Source organism: Catenuloplanes indicus (genome assembly GCF_030813715.1).
GTDB classification, from domain to species: Bacteria; Actinomycetota; Actinomycetes; order Mycobacteriales; family Micromonosporaceae; genus Catenuloplanes; species Catenuloplanes indicus.
Window position 1 is genome coordinate 5862912 of sequence record NZ_JAUSUZ010000001.1, and the last position, 20534, is coordinate 5883445.

The 20534-nt window shown below is 73.1% G+C and carries 20 protein-coding genes; 10 read left to right on the plus strand and 10 right to left on the minus strand.

Annotated features, from left to right (window positions below):
• The first annotated feature begins 18 nt into the window (after positions 1–18).
• Positions 19–1248, plus strand: coding sequence for a DUF1501 domain-containing protein (locus J2S42_RS26560; protein ID WP_307243314.1), 1230 nt, complete (start codon positions 19–21; stop codon positions 1246–1248).
• A gap of 138 nt (positions 1249–1386) precedes the next feature.
• Here the strand turns inward: J2S42_RS26560 and malQ are convergent, their stop codons facing one another.
• On the minus strand, positions 1387–3351 hold the full coding sequence (gene malQ, locus J2S42_RS26565; protein WP_307243316.1) for a 4-alpha-glucanotransferase: 1965 nt from the start codon (positions 3349–3351) through the stop codon (positions 1387–1389).
• Positions 3352–3407: 56 nt separating this feature from the next.
• On the minus strand, positions 3408–4667 hold the full coding sequence (locus J2S42_RS26570) for an ABC transporter substrate-binding protein (RefSeq protein ID WP_307243318.1): 1260 nt from the start codon (positions 4665–4667) through the stop codon (positions 3408–3410).
• A gap of 168 nt (positions 4668–4835) precedes the next feature.
• On the opposite strand from J2S42_RS26570, the gene J2S42_RS26575 reads away from it, so the two are divergent.
• Genes J2S42_RS26575 through J2S42_RS26585 form a run of 3 tightly spaced genes read left to right on the plus strand, consistent with a single transcriptional unit; the run spans position 4836 to position 6925 of the window.
• Positions 4836–5081: a hypothetical protein gene (locus J2S42_RS26575; RefSeq protein WP_307243319.1), complete on the plus strand. Its 246-nt coding sequence runs from the start codon at positions 4836–4838 to the stop codon at positions 5079–5081.
• Between the two features lie 22 nt (positions 5082–5103).
• Positions 5104–5934: a phosphoribosylaminoimidazolesuccinocarboxamide synthase gene (locus tag J2S42_RS26580; RefSeq protein ID WP_307243321.1), complete on the plus strand. Its 831-nt coding sequence runs from the start codon at positions 5104–5106 to the stop codon at positions 5932–5934.
• Between the two features lie 10 nt (positions 5935–5944).
• Positions 5945–6925 (plus strand): acetylxylan esterase, encoded by a 981-nt coding sequence (locus J2S42_RS26585; protein WP_307243323.1) that lies wholly within the window; start codon positions 5945–5947, stop codon positions 6923–6925.
• Positions 6926–7090: 165 nt separating this feature from the next.
• Here J2S42_RS26585 and J2S42_RS26590 read toward each other — a convergent pair whose 3' ends face one another.
• Complete coding sequence (locus J2S42_RS26590; RefSeq protein WP_307243325.1) at positions 7091–8392, minus strand: glycoside hydrolase family 16 protein; 1302 nt, start codon at positions 8390–8392, stop codon at positions 7091–7093.
• A gap of 152 nt (positions 8393–8544) precedes the next feature.
• Between J2S42_RS26590 and J2S42_RS26595 the strand changes: the two genes are divergently transcribed.
• Positions 8545–9483: a ribose-phosphate diphosphokinase gene (locus tag J2S42_RS26595; protein ID WP_307243327.1), complete on the plus strand. Its 939-nt coding sequence runs from the start codon at positions 8545–8547 to the stop codon at positions 9481–9483.
• On the opposite strand, the gene J2S42_RS26600 is transcribed toward J2S42_RS26595, so the two are convergent.
• Together J2S42_RS26600 and J2S42_RS26605 are read right to left on the minus strand one after the other, a co-directional pair.
• Positions 9464–9847 carry a hypothetical protein gene (locus J2S42_RS26600; RefSeq protein WP_307243329.1) on the minus strand — a complete coding sequence of 128 codons (384 nt, stop codon included), beginning with the start codon at positions 9845–9847 and terminating at the stop codon, positions 9464–9466. The genes J2S42_RS26595 and J2S42_RS26600 overlap by 20 nt on opposite strands.
• Positions 9848–9875: 28 nt before the next feature.
• Entirely contained in the window at positions 9876–10313 is a 438-nt protein-coding gene (locus J2S42_RS26605) for an ATP-binding protein (RefSeq protein ID WP_307243331.1), read from the minus strand.
• 96 nt (positions 10314–10409) lie between these two features.
• Here J2S42_RS26605 and macS point away from each other — a divergent pair, with 96 nt between their 5' ends.
• The 4 genes from macS to J2S42_RS26625 all read left to right on the plus strand — a co-directional run bounded on the left by macS (position 10410) and on the right by J2S42_RS26625 (position 13978).
• Complete coding sequence (gene macS, locus J2S42_RS26610; RefSeq protein ID WP_307243333.1) at positions 10410–11528, plus strand: MacS family sensor histidine kinase; 1119 nt, start codon at positions 10410–10412, stop codon at positions 11526–11528.
• Positions 11529–11739: 211 nt separating this feature from the next.
• Positions 11740–12375: a response regulator gene (locus J2S42_RS26615; protein ID WP_307249042.1), complete on the plus strand. Its 636-nt coding sequence runs from the start codon at positions 11740–11742 to the stop codon at positions 12373–12375.
• Between the two features lie 23 nt (positions 12376–12398).
• On the plus strand, positions 12399–13265 hold the full coding sequence (folP, locus tag J2S42_RS26620) for a dihydropteroate synthase (protein ID WP_370879433.1): 867 nt from the start codon (positions 12399–12401) through the stop codon (positions 13263–13265).
• Positions 13262–13978 carry a pyrimidine reductase family protein gene (locus J2S42_RS26625; protein ID WP_307243336.1) on the plus strand — a complete coding sequence of 239 codons (717 nt, stop codon included), beginning with the start codon at positions 13262–13264 and terminating at the stop codon, positions 13976–13978. The genes folP and J2S42_RS26625 overlap by 4 nt, the downstream gene beginning before the upstream one ends.
• A gap of 24 nt (positions 13979–14002) precedes the next feature.
• Here the strand turns inward: J2S42_RS26625 and J2S42_RS26630 are convergent, their stop codons facing one another.
• Positions 14003–14989 (minus strand): SDR family oxidoreductase, encoded by a 987-nt coding sequence (locus J2S42_RS26630; RefSeq protein WP_307243338.1) that lies wholly within the window; start codon positions 14987–14989, stop codon positions 14003–14005.
• A 157-nt stretch (positions 14990–15146) separates the two neighbouring features.
• Between J2S42_RS26630 and J2S42_RS26635 the strand changes: the two genes are divergently transcribed.
• A complete protein-coding gene (locus J2S42_RS26635) occupies positions 15147–16298 on the plus strand; it encodes a glycosyltransferase (protein ID WP_307243339.1) in 1152 nt (383 codons plus the stop codon).
• 1 nt (position 16299) lies between these two features.
• Here J2S42_RS26635 and J2S42_RS26640 read toward each other — a convergent pair whose 3' ends face one another.
• From J2S42_RS26640 to aroA, 4 genes are all read right to left on the minus strand, one after another.
• Positions 16300–17196: a hypothetical protein gene (locus J2S42_RS26640; RefSeq protein ID WP_307249044.1), complete on the minus strand. Its 897-nt coding sequence runs from the start codon at positions 17194–17196 to the stop codon at positions 16300–16302.
• Between the two features lie 139 nt (positions 17197–17335).
• The gene (hisN, locus tag J2S42_RS26645) at positions 17336–18148 is read right to left on the minus strand and encodes a histidinol-phosphatase (protein WP_307243341.1); all 813 of its coding nucleotides are present in this window, start codon (positions 18146–18148) and stop codon (positions 17336–17338) included.
• Between the two features lie 32 nt (positions 18149–18180).
• Positions 18181–19167: a ribosome small subunit-dependent GTPase A gene (rsgA, locus tag J2S42_RS26650; protein WP_307249046.1), complete on the minus strand. Its 987-nt coding sequence runs from the start codon at positions 19165–19167 to the stop codon at positions 18181–18183.
• A gap of 55 nt (positions 19168–19222) precedes the next feature.
• The gene (gene aroA, locus J2S42_RS26655) at positions 19223–20512 is read right to left on the minus strand and encodes a 3-phosphoshikimate 1-carboxyvinyltransferase (protein ID WP_307243342.1); all 1290 of its coding nucleotides are present in this window, start codon (positions 20510–20512) and stop codon (positions 19223–19225) included.
• Between the last annotated feature and the right edge of the window lie 22 nt (positions 20513–20534).

The window sequence follows — 20534 nt, forward strand, 5'->3', positions numbered from 1 at the left end:
TGATTGGTGTTGACTTCGATGACGCTGCCGACCGAGTGCGGATGTGCGGAGAACAACGGGCTGACCCGGCGCGGGCTGCTGGGCCGCGGGCTGGCCGCCGGGCTCGCCGGGCTGACCGGGGCCGGGCTCTCCAGCCAGCTGGCGTTCGCGGCCGCGCCGCACACCGGTGACGTGCTGGTCGTGCTGTCGCTGCGCGGTGGCTTCGACGGGCTGTCCGCGGTGGTGCCGATCGGCGACCCGGACTACTACGCGGCCCGGCCCGGCATCGCGGTGCCGAAGTCGCGGATCGTGGCCGGTGACGCCATGTTCGGCCTGCACCCGGCGCTGGCCCCGCTGGCTCCGCTGTGGCAGTCCGGGAAGCTGGCCGCGGTGCACGCGGTCGGCCAGGCCGCGCCGAACCGGTCGCACTTCGCCGCGATGGAGGAGCTGGAGCGCGCCGCGGCCGGTACGTCCACCCGGACCGGCTGGCTGGACCGGATGCTGGGCGGCCTCGGCGCGACCGGCGCGCTGGCCGGTGTCGCGGTCGGCTCGGCGCAGCCGCACCGCCTGCTCGCCGGGCCGTCCGGCGACCTGAGCCTGCGCGCGATCGACACGTTCACGCTGAGCGGCGAGTCGAAGAACAAGATGTCCACCGCGCTGTCCGCGCTCTACTCGGGCGTGCCGGCCGAGCTGGCCGCACCGGCCCGGTCCGCGGTCGGCGCGCTGGCCGCGGTCGGCACGGTGCGCGCGGTCACCAGCGACGTGACCTATCCGGACACCGGGCTGGGCCGAGCGCTGCGCGACGTCGGCCGCCTGATCAAGGCGGACGCCGGCCTGGTCGCGGCCGCGGTCGACTCCGGCGACTGGGACATGCACGAGGGGCTGGGCGCGCGCATGCACGACAACCTCGGGCAGCTGGCCGCCGCGCTGGCCGCGTTCGCCGCGGACACCGCGGGCCGCCGGGTCACGCTGCTGACGATCAGCGAGTTCGGCCGGCGGGTGGCCGAGAACGGCTCCGGCGGGCTGGACCACGGCTACGGCAACGCCATGTTCGTGCTCGGCGACGGCGTGCGCGGCGGCACGGTGCACGGCGCGTGGCCGGGCCTCGGCGCCGGCCGGCTGGTCAACGGCGACCTGGCGGTGACCACCGACTACCGGACCGTGATCGCGGAGATCCTGCGGAAGCGTTGCGGCGTCCCCGCGGCCGCGCTCGCCGACGTCTTCCCCGGCGTCACCGGTCCGGAGCTGGGCCTGGTGCTGCCGGCCTGATCACCGGTCACCCGACGGCCGGCACCCCGCGTCTCGCGGGGTGCCGGTTGTTTCCTTCCCGCTTCCGGCGTGCCCGCTTACCCAGTGCTCCCGCGGGCACCGCTTCCGTCGCTGGTCACCGAGGACCCCACGGCGGCGTCAGTGCGTGTTGAGCGTCTTGACGATGCTCTCCACCCGGGGGTCCGCGCGGAACTCCTCCAGCGTGACCGGCAGCGGGATGCGCCAGTTCGGGTACTGGTCGACCGTGCCGGGCAGGTTGGGCTGGCGCAGCTCGCCGAGCACGTCGTACGGCGACGCCACCACCAGGCGGCACGGCGTCGCGGCCAGTGCCTCGTGCATCGCCGCGATGATCTCCTCGACGGACGGTTCCGGCGCGGTCAGGAAACCGTCCGCGCGCAGCAGCGCGATCAGCTGCGCCCGGTCCCGCCGGGCCTCCTGCTCCGCCTCGGACACCGGACCGGCCAGTTGCTTGAGCTCGGCCCGGACCCGGATGTGCTCCTCGGTCAGGAAACCCGCCGCGGTCGGCAGGTCGTGCGTGGAGATCGAGGCCAGCGCGTTCGGCTGCCAGCCGGCCAGCGGGATGAAGCCGTCCGCCCAGGCGTCCGGGTCGCGGGCGAACCACATCACGGCGGAGCCCAGCATGTTGCGCCGCTGCAGGCCGCGGGTCACGATCGGCAGCACGGTGCCCAGGTCCTCGCCGATCACCACGGCACCGGCCCGGTGCGCCTCCAGCGCCAGGATGCCGGCCATCGCCTCCGGGTCGTACGTGACGTAGGTGCCGTCCGCCGCGCCCGCGCCGGGCAGCACCCACCAGAGCCGCCACAGCCCGGCGACGTGGTCCACCCGCAGGCCGCCCGCGTGCCGCAGGATGCCGCGCAACATGTCCCGGTACGCCCGGTAGCCGGTCGCGACGAGCTGGTCCGGGCGCCACGCAGCCAGGCCCCAGTCCTGCCCGAGCTGGTTGAACGCGTCCGGCGGTGCGCCCGCGTGCACGCCGGCGGCCAGCACGTCCTGCAGCATCCAGCCGTCCGCGCCGCCCGGGTCGATGCCGACCGCGAGATCGTGCACGATGCCGACCGGCATGCCCGCGTCCGCGGCGGCCCGGTTCGCGGCCGCGAGCTGGGACGCGCACAGTTCCTGCAGCCAGCAGTGGAACGCGACCCGGTCGTGCAGCTCCGCGGCGAGCGTGGCGACCGCGTCGTTCGCCGGGTGCCGCAGCTCGGCCGGCCACTCCCGCCAGTTCGCGCCGTGCACCTCCGCGATCGCGCAGTAGGTGGCGTACCCGCGCAGGTCCTGATCTTCAGAAATGGTGTAGCCGGCCAGCGGGAAGAGCAGCTCGAGCGCGGCCCGCTTGGCCCGCCAGACCTCGTCGTAGTCGATCAGTTCGCCGAGCGCGGGCCGCAGCGCGTCGATCTCCGCCTTTCTCCCGTCGTAGCCGGGCACGTCCGAGATGCGCAGGTAAAGCGGGTTCCAGAAGCGGCGGCTGGACGGCGAGTACGGCGAGGACGGCACCGGGTGCACCGGCACCGGGGCGTGCAGCGGGTTGAGCAGTGTCAGCCCGGCACCGGACGCGCCGGACCAGGCGGCCAGCGTGCGCAGGTCGCCGAAGTCGCCCATGCCCCAGGAGTCCGCCGAGTGCACCGCGTAGAGCTGCAGCATCCAGCCCCACGCGCGCGGCGCCTCGGGCAGCGCGTCCGGCACCACGACCAGCGTGACCTCCTGGCCGGCGCAGGCCAGCGTGTGCCAGCCGAGCGGCAGGCCGGCGGGCAACCCGGTCCCGACCTCGCGGGACGTGCCGTCCTCGAACGTGATCGTGCCCGGCGACGGCAGCTCCCGCGTGGCGGACTCGCGCAGCACCACGGTCCCGGGCAGCCGGCCCGGGTCGTGGGCGGCGCGGACCGAGGCCAGTGCGGCCGCGACCGCGTCCGGCGTGGATGCGTCCACGCCGAGCAGCCGCAGCGTGCCGGTGACGGCGGCGCGGCTGACGTTCGTCGGCTGCCGGCGCCAGTTCTCGTACCAGGTGGCGACGCCGTGTGCCTCGGCGAGCTCGACCAGGCCGGGCTCCAGGTCCCGATTGACGTACGTCTCCAACGCGCCCTCCACCCGTGCCGAAACCTGCGCCGTGCATACCCTTTCACGGCACCGGCTAACGCGGGTGGTTACTTGAGCGCGGCGTTCGCCTCGGTCACGAACTGGGCCGCGGCCAGCGCCGGTGTCAGCGTCTCGCTCTGCGCGGCCTCGGCCGCCTTGACCAGCGCGGCCCGGATCGCGCCGTGCCCCTTCGGCGGCGGCAGTGGCGCCTTGCCGTACCGGGTGCTCATCTCGTTGGTGTACGCGATCGACGCCTTCATGATCGGGTCGGTCAGCGAGATCTCCAGCGCGCGCCGGTTCCGCAGGTTCGGCGCGAGACCGCGCTCGGTGCCCAGGATCTCCGCCGCCTCCGCGTCGTTGACCAGGAAGTCGATCACGTCGGCCACCACGTCCGCGTGCGCGGTGTCGCGGTACCCGCTCCAGTACATCGAGGCGCGCGCCCAGGCCGCGTCCTCGCCGCCCGGGTACGCCGCGATGCCCAGCTCGCTCTTGGTCTTCTGCTGCATCTCGGGCAGCTGATTGGACCACATGAACGAGGTGGCGGCCTTGCCGGTGACCACGAGCTGCTTGGTGGCGTCGCCCGCGTTCGCCTCGTGCACGACCGGCGCGGCCGGGGTGATCCCCTCGGCGCGTGCGTCCCGCCACAGCGTGAACCAGGCGGTCACGTCCGCCTCGGTGAAGCCGAGCGCAGGACCGGCGTAGAACTCCTTGTCCTGCGAGCGCAGCCAGAGCCAGAACGCCTTGTAGTCGGCGGACGGGTCCATCGTGCCGGCCACCGTGCCCGCGCTCTTCTCGCTGATCTGCGCGGCCCAGGCGAGGTACTGCGGATAGTCCATGCCGTTGGCCGGCGCGGGCACGCCGAGCCGGTCGAGCAGCGTCTTGTCGTAGACCAGCGCGGCCGTGTTCTCCGCCGCGGCCACGCCGACCTGCGCGCTGCCGACCCGGCCGTACCGGACCAGGCCGTTGGAGACCTGGGTCAGGTCGATCCGGTTGTCCGCCACGTACGGCCCGAGGTCGAGCAGGTAGTCGCGCTGCGCGAACTCGGTCAGGTAGTTGTCGTCGATCTGGAACAGGTCCGGCGCGTCACCGCTGTCGATCCGGTCCGCAAGTGTGTCGAAATAGCCCGAATTGGGCTGAGCCGCGACGTCGAACGTGACCTCCGGATGGCGCCGGTGATAGAGATCCAGCACCTTCTGGGTCAGCTCGACGCGCTTGTCGCCGCCCCAGAAGAAGAAGCGCAGCCGCACCTCGGCCCGGTCGCCGGCACCGCCCTGGTCGCAGGCGGCGACACCGAGCGCGAGCAGCACGGCGGCCGTCGCCCGCAGCATGGTTGATCTGGAAATACCCACGATGTCTCCAGCCCGACACGAGTGACGCCTCATCTAGGCCGCGCGTCCTGTTAGCGGCAGATAGTCTCCGCCGTCCGGCGAGTCCTGAAACGACACCCGAACGGGGGTCAGGTCGCCATCCTTGCGAGGGAAGGTCAAGATGGAGGTATGTCTGACCTCAAGCGCTGGGCCGCCCGCCTGGGTGCGCTCTTCACCACCCTGACCCTGAGCATCCTCGTCCCGGCCGCGGCCTGGGCGAGCACCAACGGCGTCGCCGACGCGCTGATCGAGGAGCGTCGCCGGCGCGGCGGAGGCGGTGGTTTCTTCCTCTTCGGCGCGGTCTGCTGCGTCGGTGTCGTCGTCGTGATCGTCGTCGTCCTCCTCCTGGTGTCCCGCGGCCGCCGGCGCAAGTAGCCGCCGTGATGTACTACCGGGCGTGGAGCTGCTGCATTCGGGCAAGGTTCGGGACGTCTACGCGGACGGCGACGATCTGATTCTGGTCGCGTCCGACCGCGTGTCGGTCTACGACGTGGTGCTGCCCACGCCGATCCCGGACAAGGGCAAGATCCTCACTCAGCTCTCGCTCTGGTGGTTCGACCAGCTCGCCGACCTGATCCCGCACCACGTGATCAGCGCGACCGACGTGCCGGCGGAGTGGGCCGGTCGCGCGATCAGGTGCAAGCGGCTGACCATGGCCAAGGTCGAGTGCGTGGCGCGCGGCTACCTGACCGGCTCCGGCATGAAGGACTACCTGGCGACCGGCGTGGTGTCCGGCGTGCGGCTGCCGGCCGGCCTGGTCGAGGCGTCGAAGCTGGCCGAACCGATCTTCACGCCGAGCACCAAGGCGCCGATGGGCGAGCACGACCAGCCGATGACCTTCCCCGAGGTGGAGAAGGAGGTCGGCGCGGACGTGGCCGCCCGGCTGCGGGACATCACGCTGAGCGTCTACCGGCGGGGCGCGGAGATCGCGGCCGAGCGCGGCCTGATCATCGCGGACACCAAGCTGGAGCTGGGCTGGGACGCCGACGGCGTGCTGACGCTCGGCGACGAGGTGCTGACGCCGGACTCGTCCCGCTTCTGGCCCGGCGAGGACTACCGGCCCGGCCGCGTGCAGTTCTCGTTCGACAAGCAGTACGTGCGCGACTGGTCGCTGTCCACCGGGTGGGACAAGACGCCGCCCGCTCCGGAGGTCCCGGAGCAGGTCGTCGAGGTCACCCGCGCCCGCTACGTCGACGTCTACGAGCGGATCACCGGCACCGCCTGGTAAGAAGGCCCTCATGGCGCTCTTCGATCTACCGCTGGACGAGCTGCGGAACTACCGGCCGGAGCCGCACCTCCCCGACGACCTGGACGCGTTCTGGGCCGAGACACTGGCCGAGGCGCGATCCGCCGGTGCGCCCGCGGTCGCCACGCCGGTGGAGACCCCGTTCGCGGGTCTGCGCACCTACGACGTGACGTTCACCGGCTACGCCGGGCAGCCGGTCCGGGGCTGGCTGAACCTGCCGGCCGCCGCGGACGGCCCGCTGCCGGTCGTGGTCGAGTTCATCGGGTACGGCGGCGGCCGCGGCCTGCCGCACGAGTGGCTGCTCTGGGCGTCCGCGGGCTATGCGCACTTCGTGATGGACACCCGTGGCCAGGGCGCCGGCTGGCGCGGCGGTGACACACCCGACCCGGGCCCGGACGGCGCCGGACCGTCGCATCCCGGCTTCATGACCCGCGGCATCCTCGACCCACGCACCTACTACTACCGGCGGCTGTTCGCGGACGCGGCGCGTGCGGTGGAGAGCGCGGCCGGCCTGCCCGGCGTGGACGCGTCCCGGCTCGCGGTGGCCGGCTCCAGCCAGGGCGGCGCGCTCTCGCTGGCCGTGGCCTCACTGGTGCCGTCGCTGGTCGGTGCCGTGGTGGCGCAGGTGCCGTTCCTCTGCCACATCCGCCGGATGGTCACGCTGACCGACAGCGACCCGTTCCACGAGCTGGTCCGGTTCTTCCGGGTCAACCCGGACCGGGTCGCCGCGGCACAGCGGACGCTGGACTACATCGACCTGCTGCACTTGACGCCGCGGGCGACCGCGCCGCTGCTGGCGTCGGCCGCGCTGATGGACGCCACCTGCCCGCCCTCGGGCATCTTCGCGGCGGTGAACGCGTACGGCGGTGCGGAGAAGGACATCGCGGTCTACGAGTGGGACGGCCACGAGGGCGGCCGGGCCGACTTCCAGGGCCGGAGCGTCGCGTTCGTCAACGGCGTGCTCAAGGGCTGACCCCACGACGCAAGAGCGGGTCGCGGCGTCAGCCGCGACCCGCTCCTGCTCTTTCTCGGCCACCCACCCGGCTTGCCGGCAGGAGCGCCGGCGACCGGTGCCCGCGGGAGCATGCGGGCAGCACCACGCCGGAAGCGGGAACGTGAAGTTCCGCTTCTGCGGCCGCTAGGCTCGGTTCCACTTCTGGTTCGGCGTGCCCGCGCAGTCCCAGAGCTGCAGCTTGGAGCCGCCGCCGGTCGCGTTGCCGCGCACGTCGACGCACTTGTTCGCCGCGATGTTGACCAGGTCGCCGGCGCCGCTCAGCGTGAACTGCTGCCAGCCGGAGCCGTTGCAGTTGGCCAGCTGGATGTTCGTGCCGTTCGCGGGGTTGCCGCCGGCCACGTCCATGCACTTGCCGACCGCGGTCAGCGAGCCGTTGCCGTTGAACGTCCACTTCTGTGCCGCGGTGTTGTTGCAGTCCCAGATCTGCAGCGGCAGGCCGTCCTGCGACGCGCCGTTCGGCACGTCGATGCAGCGGCCGGACTGCACGCCCTTGAGCGAGACGCCGCCGGTGGCCGGTGGGGGAGTGGTGCCGCCGTCGTACGAGTAGACCCGTACGTAGTCCGCGACCAGGCTCTGCGGGAACTGGGTGCTGCCGTCCGGGTTGCCCGGCCAGTTGCCGCCGACCGCCAGGTTCATGATCATGAAGAACGGCTTGTCGAAGACCCACCGGTTGCCGTTCAGGTTGGCCGGCGTCTTCCGGGTGTACTCGACGCCGTCCAGGTACCACACGATCAGGTTCGGCGACCAGTCCACCGTGTACGTGTGGAACGCGTCGCCGAGCGGCGCGCTGTGCACCTTGGAGCCGGTCAGCCCGCCACCGCCGGAGTAGCCCGGGCCGTGGATGGTGCCGTAGACGGTGTTCGGCTCCTTGCCGACGTTCTCCATGATGTCGATCTCGCCGCTGTTCGGCCAGCCGACCGAGCCGATGTCCGCGCCGAGCATCCAGAACGCGGGCCAGATGCCCTGGCCCTTCGGCAGCTTCAGGCGTGCCTCGAACCGGCCATACGTCTGGGTGAACTTGCCGTTCGTCATCAGGCGGGCGGACGTGTACTGACACGAGCCGTAGTGGCACTGGTAGCCGGCCGGGTTCTCCCGGCGGGCCGTGATCACCATGTTGCCGTTGCCGTCCAGCGCGGAATTGCTCGCGCTGTTCGTGTAGTACTGCAGCTCGTTGTTGCCCCAGCCGTGGCCGCCGGTCTCCTGCACCCACTTGCTGCCGTCGGGCCGGGTGCCGGCCGCGCCGTTGAACTCGTCCGACCAGACCAGCGTGCTGGCCGCGGACGCCTCGGGTTCGCTGTTGGTCAGGTACAACGCGCCGCCGAGGCCGGTCGCGACGACGGACAGCGCGAGCATCGCGCGGCCGATCTTGCTGCCGATGAACCAGCGGGCACGGTGGGGTCGGTGTGCCCCGGGGATCCGGTGCATGTGGGCGCACCTCCGGTCGAATCAGATGGTTAGCGGAACATCTGGATATGAACTCATCGATGGTCGTGTCGTCAAGAGAGCGCTCTCAAATTTAGGGCAGAGTTAGGCCGGGCCTGCTCAGTGGTGATCAGCGCGTGGTTAAGCTGCTCGCCGTGCGTGACATCGCAGTGTTCAGCGGAAGTGCCCACCCGGAGCTCGCCGAGGAGATCTGCAGCCACCTCGGCGTCCCCCTGCTCCCCACCCGCGTCTCCCGATTCGCCAACGACTGCCTGGAGGTCCAGCTACAGGCCAACTGCCGCGAGCGCGACGTCTTCCTGATCCAGCCGCTGGTGCCGCCGGTCCAGGAGAACCTGGTCGAGCTGCTGCTCATGCTGGACGCGGCCCGCGGCGCGTCCGCGGCCCGGACCACGGTCGTGCTGCCGCACTACGCCTACGCCCGATCGGACAAGAAGGACGCACCGCGCATCTCGATCGGCGGCCGCCTGGTCGCGGACCTGCTGGTCACCGCGGGTGCGAACCGCGTGCTCGCGATGACGCTGCACTCGCCGCAGGTGCACGGCTTCTTCAACATCCCGGTCGACCACCTGCACGCACTGCGCGAACTGGCCGACCACTTCAAGCAGTACGACCTGACCGACACCGTGGTCGTCTCGCCCGACCTGGGCAACGCGAAGGAGGCGGCCGCGTTCGCCCGCATGCTCGGCACCCCGGTCGCGGCCGGTGCCAAGCAGCGCTTCAGCGACGACAAGGTCAAGATCTCCGCCGTGATCGGCGACGTGGTCGACCGCGACGTGATCGTCCTGGACGACGAGATCGCCAAGGGCAGCACCGTGATCGAACTGATGGACCACCTGCGCGAACTCAAGGTCCGCTCGATCCGCCTCGCCTGCACCCACGGCCTCTTCTCCAGCGGCGCGCTGCAGCGCCTCAGCGACCAGCCCGGGGTGGAGGAGATCGTCTGCACGAACACGGTGCCGATGCCGGCACTCAAACGCGTCCCGAAGCTCCGCACGCTCTCGGTCGCGCCGGCGCTGGCGGAGGCGATGCGACGCATCCACAACGGGGAGTCGGTCAGCGCGTTGTTCCACTGAAAGCGCGGATATCTCCGCTTCTGGCGCTGGGTTGGTCCGCGCGTTCCGCGGGCCGGCCCACACCGAGGTCTTCGACTCCACCGCGCCTCGCTCCGCCTGTGGCGGCGTCGAGGCCGATCGCGGCGAGCAGCGGGCGGGCGGGGCCGCGGCGGTCGGCGAGCGTGCCGCCGGTGACCATGCCGACCGCGCCGGCCGCGAGCGTGGCGGCGAAGCCGAGCGTGTAGAGGTCGCGGCCGCCGAGATCGGCCGTGATGATCGGCATGATCGTGGTGACCGCGAGGAACTCGAACGCGGCCAGGAAGACCAGGCTGACCGCGCCGATCGTGGTCAGCAGACGGCGGCGGTCGAGGACACTGTCGATCATCAAGCGACGGTACGGCTTGAAGTGCGATTCAGGTCAAGGCGGAGCTGATCCGCACCGTGGTGCCCCGCGGGCCGCTCGTCACCTCGATCATGTCGGTCAGCTTGTCCGCCAGGAACAGGCCCCAGCCGCCGGGCGTGGCCGGGACCGGTGGTGCGGCGAGCCGCACGGCCGTGACCGGGTCGAAGCCGCCGCCGGTGTCGGCCACCTCGCAGGTGACCGACTTCGGGTCGTGCCAGAGGTGCAGCCGGCCGTGCCCGCCACCGTGCCGGACCGCGTTCGTGAGCAGCTCGTAGACCGCGAGCACGAAGTCGTCGAGACGCTCGCCGCGCAGCCCCGCGACGGCGGCGCGGGCGGCGACGTGGTGGCGGAGCGCGGTCACGCCGGACGCGTCGAACCGGGTCTCGAGCAGCGCGACGGCGCCCGCGGGCGGAACCGCGAGCGGTGCGACGGGGTGGTGGTCGGCCATGCCCAATTCCCCTCGCCTGCTGGTCAAGGGCTTACGGCATCCCCACCGTACGCGTTGCTTCGGTCCGGGGCTCGGCGAGTGTGACACCGTGGCACCGTGCAGCAAGGTCTGGCGGCTCCCATGTGGCGGGCGATCGGCGCGTACCGGATCGCCTCGCTGGTCTATGTGATGGTCCTGATGATCCGCAACGTGGACCAGTACGAGAAGCCGGTCGCGGCGGGCCCGGTGCTCGCGCTGATGGTCGGCTGGACCGCGTTCGCGACCGCCGCGTTCGCCCGCCCGGCCTGGCGCCGCTGGCCGCTGCTGATCGCGGATCTCGCGGTCGCGCTCGCCGTGGTGGTGGCCAGTCCGTACGTGGTGGGTCAGGACGCGCTGAGCGACGGCGTGCCCACGCTGGCCGTCGCCTGGCTCGGCGCGCCGGTGCTGGCCTGGGCGGTCTCCGGTGGCCGGCGGCGCGGACTGACCGCGGCGCTGCTGCTCGGCACCGCCGACGTGGTGGTCCGGGACCGGCTGCACCCGTCCACGCTCAACGGTTTCGCGCTGATGGTGCTGGCCGGTTTCGTGGTCGGGCTGGTGGCCCGGCTCGCGGTCGACGCGGAGGAGCGCATGCAGCGCGCGATCGAGCTGGAGGCCGCGACGCGCGAGCGGGAACGGCTGGCCCGCGACATCCACGACTCGGTGCTCCAGGTGCTGGCGCTGGTCCAGCGCCGGGGCGCGCACCTGGACGGCGAGGCCGGTGACCTGGCCCGGCTGGCCGGTCAGCAGGAGGCGAAGCTGCGCATGCTGATCGCGGACGGCCCGGCCGGCCCGCCGCCGGGTGAGGAGGGCGAGGCCGACCTGCGGGTGGCGCTCGGCCGGTTCGCCTCGGACACGGTGTCGATCGCGAGCCCGGCCACGCCGGTGCCGCTGCCGGTGCGCGCGGCCGAGGCGGTCGCCGCCGCGGTCCGCGCCACGCTCGACAACGTGGACCGGCACGCCGGCCCCGCCGCCCGCGCGTGGGTCCTGCTGGAGGACGACGACGCCACGATCACGGTCTCGATCCGCGACGACGGCCCCGGCTTCCCCGACGGCCGTCTCGAGGAAGCCGCCTCCCAGGGCCGCCTCGGCGTCGCCCAGTCCATCCGCGGCCGCATCGCCGACCTCGGCGGCACCGTCGAGATCTATTCGAAACCCGCCGAGGGTACGGAGGTGGAGCTCCGCATCCCGCGACGCTGACCCACGCCGGGTACGCCCGGGCGGGTCTTCCCGGCCACCGCGGAACCGGCAGGGAGGCCGCCCGCGGCCGACCGGTGCCCGCGGGAGCACCGGGAAGCGACCACGCCGGAAGCGGGAAAAGCGCCCTGCTCCTCGCTTTTGTGATCCCGAGGGTTCGCCGCCTCCACCGGCCGCGCCGCGGCACCACTAGAGTTGCCTGGTGATCCGCGTGATGGTGGTGGACGACCACCCGATGTGGCGGGACGGCGTCGCCCGTGACCTGACCGAGGCCGGCCATGACGTGGTCGCGGCGACCGGGGAGGGGCGGCAGGCGGTGCGCATCGCGGCCGCTGCCCGGCCCGACCTGGTGGTGCTGGACCTGCAGCTGCCGGACATCGACGGCGTCGAGGTGATCAGCGGGCTGCTGGCCGCGCTGCCCGGCGTGCGCATCCTGATGCTGTCGGCCAGCGGCGAGCAGCAGTCGGTGCTGGACGCGGTGAAGGCCGGTGCGACCGGTTACCTGCTGAAGTCCGCCGGTCAGGCCGAGTTCCTGGCCGCGGTGGAGTCGGCCGCGGCCGGTGAGGCGGTGTTCACGCCGGGGCTGGCCGGGCTGGTGCTGGGCGAGTTCCGGCGGCTGGCGACCGAGCCGCCGCGTGCGGAGGACGACGGCACGCCGCGGCTGACCGACCGGGAGACCGAGGTGTTGCGGCTGGTCGCGAAGGGGTTGTCGTACAAGCAGATCGCGGAGCGGCTGGTGCTGTCGCACCGCACCGTGCAGAACCATGTGCAGAACACGCTGGGCAAGCTGCAGCTGCACAACCGGGTCGAGCTGACCCGGTACGCCATCGAGAAGGGTCTCGATCAGTGAGCGGCTTCTTCCAGCCGGAGTTCATCGCGCCGAAGCGGCGGCTCGGCGCCCGCGAGTTCGACTTCTCCCGGCAGGTCGCGGTGATGGCGATCGTCAACCGGACGCCGGACTCGTTCTTCGACAAGGGCCGCACGTTCGCGTTGCAGGCGGCCGTGGACGCGGTGCTGGCCGCGGCCGCGGACGGCGCGGACTGGATCGACATCGGCGGCGTGCCGTTCGGCCCCGGCCCGGAGGTGACCGAGGCCGAGGAACTGGACCGGGTGATCCCGGTGGTCGAGGCGGTGCGCGCGGCCAGCGACGTGGTGATCTCGGTGGACACCTACCGGACCGGCGTGGCCCGGGCCGCGATCGACGCGGGCGCGGACGTCATCAACGACACCAGCGGGTTGCAGGACGACGCGCTGGCGTCGCTGGTGGCGGCGAGCGACGCCGCACTGGTGATCACGCACAGCCTGGCCTCGCCGCCGCGCACGCCGCACCCGAGCCCGGTGTACGGGGACGTGGCCGGGGAGATCGCCGCGTTCCTCGCCGACCGGGCCGCGCGGGCGGTGTCGCTGGGCGTGCCGCCGGAGCGAATCATCATCGACCCGGGCCACGACCTGAACAAGAACACGCACCACACGCTGGACCTGAGCCGGCGGCTGCACGAGATCACCGCGATCGGCTACCCGACGCTGGCCGCGGTGTCGAACAAGGACTTCATCGGCGAGACGCTGGACCTGCCGTCCGGGCAGCGGCTGGCCGGCACGCTCGCGGCCGTGGTGCTGAGCATCGTGCAGGGCGCCCGGATCGTGCGGGTGCACGACGTACCGGCGGCGGTGTCGGCCGTGCGGCTGACCGAGGCGGTGCTCGGCTGGCGGGAACCGGTCTACACCCGGCACAACGTATGAGGGCGCTCGGCTACGCGGAGGCCGACCTGGTCGCGGCCTACGCGGTGGAGCGGCCGTCGCTGCGGGTCAACTTCGTGGCCAGCGCGGACGGCGCGGCCACGCTGGACGGGCGGTCCGGCGGGCTCGGCAACGCGAACGACCAGCACATCCTCGGCCTGCTGCGGCAGCTGGCGGACGTGCTGGTGGTGGGCGCCGGGACGCTGCGGGCCGAGGGTTACGGCCCGCTGGCCCTGGGCGACGACGCGGTCGCGCACCGGCGCGCGCACGGGCTGCCGGACCATCCGCGGCTGGCCGTCGTCTCGGCGCGGCTGCACGGGCTCGGGCCGGAGCACCCGTCGTTCGCGGCCGCGCCGGTCCGGCCGCTGGTGATCACGATCGGTGCCTCGCCGGCCGAGCGGCGGCGCGCGCTGGCCGACGTCGCGGACGTGCTGATCTGCGGCGACGACGAGCTGGACGCGGCCGCGCTGCCCGGTCTGCTGGCCGGCCGTGGGCTGCCCGGCGTGCTCTGCGAGGGCGGCCCGGCGCTGTTCGGCGCGCTGGTGGCCGCGGACGTGGTGGACGAGCTGTGCCTGACGCTGAGCCCGTGGCTGGCCGGTGCCGGCGCGAGCCGGATCGTGGCGGGCCCGCCGTCCGTGCCGCGCGCGCTCGGCCTGCGGCACGTGCTCAGCGACGACGAACTGCTCTTCCTCCGGTACGCCCGGCGGCGCGGCTGACCGCGGCCGGCGCCGCGCCGCGGGTCAGCTCGCGCGCCGCCGCCGCGCGGTGAGGATGGCCGCCGCGCCCACCGCCAGCCCGGTCGCCGCGCCGGTCCGGGCCAGCATGCGGCCCATCCCGTGCCACTCACCCCGTACCCGGCCGGTCGCCAAGCTGCCGGTGAGGTTGCCGGTGGTGTCCGGGGCCGGCCGGTCGCTCAGTACGGTCCGCGCGCCGTACGCGCCGAGAATCCGTTCGGTCAGCCCCGGCAGCAGCCGCCACTGGTAGCCGAGCAGCGCCGCGGCCGCCCCGGCGTAGGTCTCCCGGCGCGGCCGCTCCAGCATCCGGATGATCGCGCGGGCCACCACCTCGGGCGGGTACACCGGTGGCGGCGGGGCCGGCCGGCGACCGGAATGATTCGCGGCATTCGCGAAGAACGGCGTGTCGATCGTCGCGGGCAGCACCGTGCAGACCGAGATCCGCCGCGCCCACGGCTCGTGCCGCAGCTCCTGCCGGACCGTGTCGGACAGCCCGCGCACGCCGTGCTTGGCCGCGTTGTACGACGACATGTACGGCATGGTGATCTCGGCCAGCACGGACGCGTTGTTGACCAGCACGCCGCCCCCGGCCGCGCGCAGGTGCGGCAGCGCGGCCCGCATGCCGTACGCGGTGCCGAGCAGGTTGACCTCCACCACCCGGCGGAACTCCTCCGGCGGCACGTCGGTGAGCAGGCCGTACACGGCCTCGGTGGCGTTGTTCACCCAGCCGTCGATCCGCCCGGTCGCGGCCGCCGCGCGGGTGGCCAGGTCGGTGACCGCGGCCGGATCGGTCACGTCGGTCGGCACCACGAGCGCGCGTCCACCGGCCGCCCGGCAGTCCGCGGCGACCCGGCCGAGCGCCTCGGCGCCGCGCGCGGCCAGCACCACGGACGCGCCCCGGGCCGCGAGCGCGCGGGCGGTCGCCGCGCCGATGCCGCCGGAGGCGCCGGTTATCACGATCGTCGACTCGGAGAGCGCTGCGGTGAGTGGCATGGGCACGGCGTACCCACGGACGGTGTGGGTTATCCGGGGCCGCGATGTTTTGCCGGACCGCCGTGCGGTTAACCAGTGACCGGCTCTCTCAGCTGTACGTCACCCTGCCGGCGGCTGGTTTCTTGGTGTCCGTATGTCGAAACAGCGGAGGTGAGCGATGCGTGTCGGCCTGATCAGGGCCAATGCCCGTCCCATGGAGGCGGGCACGTCCAGGGTGGCGGCCGAACTGGCCGCGCTCGGCCACGATGTGCGAATCTTCGAGTGCCGCGGCTCCGGGCCGGCCGACGGCGATGAGGTCTTCACCGAGAAGGGCTACGCCGTCCACCGGGTGTCGCCGCCGGCGCCGCAGGGCGCGGCCGGCCGCTTCGTGGCGCAACTGGCCGGTGTCGGCCGCCGGCTCGCCGACCGGTGGTCCAGCGGCTGGATCCCGGACGTGGTGCACGGCCACTACTGGCTCGGCGGTCTCGCGGCCGCGACCGCGGCACGCTCGTCCGGGCTGCCGATGGTGCAGACGTTCTACTCGGTCGGGTCCGCGCAGCGGTCGCTGGGCAAACCGGACGCGTGCCTCGGTGAGCGGATCGCGATGGAGCGGGTGCTGACCCGGGCCGCGGACGTGGCGGTCGCGCAGTCGCCGGACGAGGCGGACGAGCTGACCCGGCTCGGTGCGCCGCGCGCGTCCGTGGCGCTCATCCCGTCCGGCGTCGACACCGGGATGTTCGCGCCGGACGGCGAGGCCGAGGCGCGTACCGGCGGGATGGAGCGGATCCTCTCGGTCGGGCTCGGCCCCGGGCACGGTCAGGACCACCTGATCCGGGCGTTGCGCTACGTCCCGGGCGCGGAACTAGTGATCATCGGCGGTGACGCGGACCGGGACGTGGTGCGCGCGCTCGGCGAGCTGGCCCGGCGTTGCCAGGTGGAGGACCGGGTGCGGATCGTCGGTGCGGTCCCGCACGAGCGGATGCCGCACTGGTATCGGTCCGCGGACGTGGTGGCCTGCACGCCCCGGACCGCGCCGAGCGGCACCGTGCCGGTCGAGGCGATGGCGTGCGGCGTCCCGGTGGTCGGCTACGCGCTCGGCGGCATCGCGGAGAGCGTGGTGGACGAGGTGACCGGTCGGCTGGTGAAGCCGGGCGACGTGCGCGCGACCGGGTACGCGCTGCGCGAGCTGGTCGGCACGAAGGTGCAGCGGACCGCGTACGGCGACGCGGCCGTGGACCGGGTGCGTTGCCGCTACACCTGGGAGCGCACCGCGTCCGCGCTGGAGGCGGTCTACCAGGGCCTGCTGACGCCCCGGGCGGTGACCGCCTGACTCAACTCTGAGATCGTTCCGAGCCTACGGTGAGCGGGATGTAGTTCCCTTTGGGAGCGGGTGGCGGCGCCGCCCTCTTCCGGGCCGCCGCGATCTCATGGTGGTGCTGTGGCTCGGCGTACCGGGTCAGGCCGATCACCGCGAGCAGCGTGACCACGAACCCCAGCGTGGCCAGCCACTCGCGGCCCGGCCAGATCCGGTCGCCGAGCAGCAGCAGGCCGATGACCGCGGCGGGCACCGCGCCGGCCGCGTCCATCGCGGCGACCGCGGCCGTGGTGGAGCCGCGCTGCATGGCCAGGCCGAGCAGCAGCTGACCCACGATCGAGTGCACGATCAGCAGGTAGAGCAGCGGGTCACGCAGCACGTCACCGGGCGAGTGCAGTGACGCGAGCGGGCGGGCCGCGACCGCGGCGGCGGAGAACGCGATGCCGGCCAGCGAGCCGAGCGCGACCGATCCGGGCGCCCCACGTAATCGGGCGGCGAGCGCGCCGAGCACCCCGATCACGGGTACGGACAGCGCCAGCGCGAGCACGCCGGCCAGCGGCAACGGCCGGGCGGGCGCCGGCTCCGCGGCCACCACCAGCGCGGTGATGCCGCCGAACAGCACGACGATCAGGCCCACCTCGGCCAGCGGCAGACGCCACTTGAGCAGCGCGACGCCGAGCACGGCGGTCACGCCGAGTCCCGCCGCGACGCTCGCCTGCACCAGGAACAGCGGCAGATCCCGCCGGGCCAGGAACGCCAGCACGAAGCCGAGGATCTGAAAGACCAGGCCGACCAGGTACGCCCGGTGGCCGGCCAGCCGCAGCAGCAGCCCCGGGTCGAACGTGTGGTGCACCGTCGTCCGGGTCGCCGCGATCGATTGAAGCAGGTTGGCGACGCCGTACGCGATGATCATCGCGCCGAGGAAGAGCCATCCAGCCGACATCACCTGGCGAGGATAGACCGCGCCGGGACCCGCCCGCAGTTGCACCGGCGCAACCGGGCTGTTCGGCTGGGTGATCTTTTAGTCGGGTGGTCGTACCGTTACAAAGGGTTCAAAGCGCTCGGATTCCGGGGGACGAGAGCCGTTCCAGGACCTCGGTGTGCAACCGGCCGTTCGTCGCGACCGCACTGCCACCACCGGGCCCGGGCCGTCCGGTCAGGTCGGTGAACCGGCCGCCGGCCTCGGTCACGATCGGGACCAGCGCGGCCACGTCCCAGAGCGACAGCTCCGGCTCGACCATCGCCTCCAGTGCGCCCTCGGCCAGCAGCATGTAGCCGTAGAAGTCGCCGTACGCCCGGTTCCGCCAGGTCTGGCGCATGATGTCCAGCATCGGGGCGAGCCGGCCGGACTCCTCCCAGCCCATCAGGTCGGAGTAACAGAAGCTCGCGTCGCTCAGCCGGCTCACGCCGGAGACCCTGATCGGCGTGGCCGCGGCGGTGTGCTTGCCGGCGAACGCGCCGTGCCCGGTCGCGGCCCACCAGCGGCGGCCCAGCGCGGGCGCGGAGACCAGGCCGACCACCGGCGTGTCACCCTCCATCAGCGCGATCAGCGTGGCCCAGACCGGCACGCCGCGGATGAAGTTCTTGGTGCCGTCGATCGGGTCGATGACCCAGCGCCGGGTGCCTATGCCGGCCGCGGCCTCGGTCTGGCCGTACTCCTCGCCGAGCACCGCGTCCCGGGAGCGGGTGCGGGCCAGCGTGGCACGGATCGCCTTCTCCACCGCCGTGTCGGCGTCGGAGACCGGCGTCAGGTCGGGTTTGGCCTCCACGTGCAGGTCCAACGCCCGGAACCGGGCCATCGAGATGGAGTCCGCGGTGTCGGCGAGCACGTGGGCGAGCGAGAGATCGTCGGCATAGCTGGCCATGGCGGAAAAACTAGCCGATCACGCGGAGCGGGCTAACCTCGGTCGGGCCCTTCCAGCCCGTCGCCGCCCGATCGGGACGCGAGCAACCGCCGGTACGACTCCAGCCGCCGCACGTCCGCGTGCCCGGCCGCGACCCACGCGGGCAGTGCGCACTCCGGGTCGGCCTCGGTGTGCTCGCAGTTCGGCGGGCAGTCGACGGTGCCCTCGACCAGGTCCGGGAAGCCGTGCAGCAGGCTCTCCGCGGAGACCAGCGCCAGGCCGAAGCTGCGCACGCCGGGCGTGTCGATGATCCAGCTCTCGGTCCGGCCGGGGAGCCGTAGCGCGACCGCGCTGGTGGACGTGTGCCGGCCCTTGCCGACCGCGCTGACCACGCCGACCGCGCGGTCCGCGTCCGGTACCAGACGGTTGACCAGCGTCGACTTGCCCACGCCGGAGTGGCCGACCATCACCGAGACGCGCCCGGCCAGCACCTCGCGCAGCGCGCCCAGGTCGCCGTCCGGCGCGGAGAGCACGTACGGCAGGTCCAGTTCCGCGTAGTAACCGAGCACGTCGGCTGGCCCGGCCAGGTCGGCCTTGGTCAGGCAGAGCAGCGGCGTGATGTCCGCGTCGTACGCCGCGACCAGGCACCGGTCGATGAAGCCGGTGCGCGGCGGCGGGTCGGCCAGCGCGCTCACGATCACCAACTGGTCCGCGTTCGCCACCACGACGCGCTCCAGCCGGCCCTCGGCCGTGGTGTCGTCGTCGTCCGCGGTGCGGCGCAGCACCGAGGTGCGCTCGCCGATCCGCACGATCCGGGCCAGCGAGCCGGCGCTGCCGGTGACGTCACCGACCAGCGCCACCCGGTCGCCCACCACCACCGACTTGCGGCCCAGCTCGCGGGCGCGCATCGCGGTCAGCGGCGCGTCGTCCACCATGCAGGTGTAGCGGCCGCGGTCGACCGCGATCACGAACCCCTCGACCGCGTCCTCGTGTTTCGGCCGGGTCCTGGTCCGCGGGCGTGAGGACTTGCTCGGTCGGATCCGGACGTCGTCCTCGTCGTACTCCCGCCGCTTGCCGGTCAGCGTAGATCTCCCTCTATCGATTGCCCGTGGTCATCGCCGACCATAGCGCCGGGAACTCGGGCAGCGTCTTTGAGGTACACGCTACGTCGCTGAGTTCCACGCCGGGTACCGCCAGGCCGATCACCGCGGCCGCGTGCGCCATCCGGTGGTCCCGGTCGGTGTCCACCACACCGCCGCGCATCGGCCGGGGCGTGATCCGCAGGCCGTCGGCCAGCTCGGTGACGCCGGTGCCGAGCCGGCCGAGCGCGCGGGCCAGCACCGTCAGGCGGTCGGTCTCGTGGCCGCGGATGTGCCCGATGCCGTGCAGCGTGCTCGGCGAATCGGCCAGCGCGGCGAGCGCGGCCAGCACCGGTGCCAGCTCGCTCAGCCCGGCGAGGTCCGCGTCCAGCCCGTGCACCCGGCCGGTGCCGCGCACGGTCAGCCCGCCGGTGCCGAGCCGCACGTCCGCGCCCATCCGCCGGAGCAGCTCGCGCACCTGCTCGACCGGCTGCATGCTGCTGCGCGGCCAGCCGGGCAGCACCACCTCGCCGCCGGTGACCAGCGCGGCCGCGAAGAACGGCAGCGCGCTGGACAGGTCCGGCTCGATCTGCCAGCCGCGCCCGGAGAGCCGGCCGGGCGCCACGCTCCACACGTCCGGCGTGGCATCGTCCACACCGGCGCCGGCGGAGCGCAGCATCTGGACCGTCATCCGCAGGTGCGGCGCGGCCGGGACCGGCGGGCCGACGTGCCGCACCGTGATACCGCGCGCGAACCGTGCACCGGCCAGCAGCAGGCCGGAGACCAGCTGGCTGGACGCGGACGCGTCGATCACCACCTCGCCGCCGTGCACCTCGCCGGTGCCGTGCACGGTCAACGGCAGCACGCCGTCCGGCCCGCCCTCGACCCGGACGCCGATCGCGCGCAGCGCCTCGACCAGCGGGCCGAGCGGCCGCCGCCGGGCGAGCGCGTCGCCGTCGAACGCGACCCGGCCGGCCGCCAGACCCGCGACCGGCGGCAGGAAGCGCATGACCGTGCCGGCCAGGCCCACGTCGATGTGGCCGGCCGCGTGCAGTCGGCCGGGGCGGACCACCCAGCGGTCGTCCGCGGCGGTGGAGACGTGGGTGCCCAGCGCGCGCAGCCCGGCGACCATCAGCGCGCTGTCGCGCGCCAGCAGCGGCGAGGAGAGCGTGGACGGGCCGGTCGCAAGCGCGGCGAGCACCAGCGCGCGGTTCGTGACCGACTTGGAGCCCGGGAGCTGCACGGTCGCGTGCACCGGGCCGGCCGCGACGGGCGCGCGCCACGGTATGACTGAGAGTTTTGCCACCGTCACAGTCTGACGTGTCCAT